This is a genomic window from Xanthomonas sp. SHU 166, assembly GCF_000364685.1.
GTDB classification, from domain to species: Bacteria; Pseudomonadota; Gammaproteobacteria; order Xanthomonadales; family Xanthomonadaceae; genus Xanthomonas_A; species Xanthomonas_A sontii.
Map to the genome: position 1 here is coordinate 1 of NZ_AQOJ01000159.1, position 1,260 is coordinate 1,260.

The 1,260-nt window shown below is 70.0% G+C and carries 1 protein-coding gene and 1 pseudogene; both read right to left on the reverse strand.

The features are described 5' to 3' along the window. On the reverse strand, positions 1-538 hold a 538-nt coding region (locus D180_RS05985), incomplete at its 3' end, for an FAD-dependent oxidoreductase (RefSeq protein WP_157835429.1). A gap of 509 nt (positions 539-1,047) precedes the next feature. Then, positions 1,048-1,260, reverse strand: a pseudogene (locus D180_RS24445) (hypothetical protein); the annotation flags it as partial.

Sequence of the window (1,260 nt, forward strand, 5' to 3'; positions counted from 1 at the left end):
GCGGATCGCCGGCGCGGCCGCCGGCGTACTGGGTCTGGCCGATGTGGATCTTGCCGGCCAGGAAGGTGCCGGCGGTCAGCACCACCGCCGCGGCCTCGAAGCGCAGCCCGGTCTGGGTCAGCACGCCGCGCACGCGCTCGCCGTCCATCAACAGGTCGTCCACCGCGGCCTGGAACACGGTCAGGTTCGGCTGCGCCTCGACCAGGCGCCGGATCGCGCTGCGGTACAGGCTGCGGTCGGCCTGGCAGCGGGTCGCGCGCACCGCCGGGCCCTTGGAGGCATTGAGGGTCCGCCACTGGATGCCGGCCAGATCCGCGGCGTGGGCCATCGCCCCGCCCAGCGCGTCGATCTCCTTGACCAGGTGGCCCTTGCCGATGCCACCGATCGCCGGGTTGCAGCTCATCGCCCCCACCGTCTCCACGTTGTGGGTCAGCAGCAGGGTGCGCGCGCCGGCACGCGCGGACGCCAGCGCCGCCTCGGTGCCGGCATGGCCGCCGCCGATCACGATCACGTCATGGCGGTAGAAGGAATCGCTCATCGGGGTCTCGTCGGCCGGCGCGGGGCCGGCGGCAGGGGGCGACACGGGACGTCGCCCAGGGTGTGAACAGGAATTTTAGCGGTTGCATCACAAATTGCGGATCCGGGCCTCAAGTTGGCACGCAATCTGCAGATATTCCCACTGCACCCAACGTGGCAATGCGTCAGGGGCGTATGACTGGAATTGGAACAGGGGCCAGTCACGCGCACGTTGGGGGAGCTGGGGGCCGGTAGTCGGGGGACTACCGGCCCTTTTTTATGCCCGTTTTTCGCCGGTCGCCGGCGCCACCCCAGCAATGGCAAGGCCCCAACGCGAAAAGCCCCGGCGGACCGGGGCTTTTCGTTGTGAGGCGCCGACGCCCGACAGGGCCGGAACAGGGGGGATCCAGATTTCCCTGTCGGACATCGACATAGACGGTGGGGTCGACCCCTTCGGGTCATAAAGCGACGCAGGCGGTCACCCCGTAGGACGTAGAGTGCGTGCTGGAACAGGCGAACGCAAGCCCTTTCTTAGGGTTCGAGTGTGCGACGTGTCCCATTGCTGCGACCCATATTGCCGGGGCGCGGCGCCGGCGGGCGCTGCATGCCCTCGGGACGCTGCATCGCCGGCCGGGCCGGCTGCATCGACTGCGGCCGCGGCGCCGAATTGAGCGCGTCCGGACGGCGCAGGCGGTCCATGTCGCGCCACGGCGTCGGTACCCGACCACCCACGCTGGGCGGCGC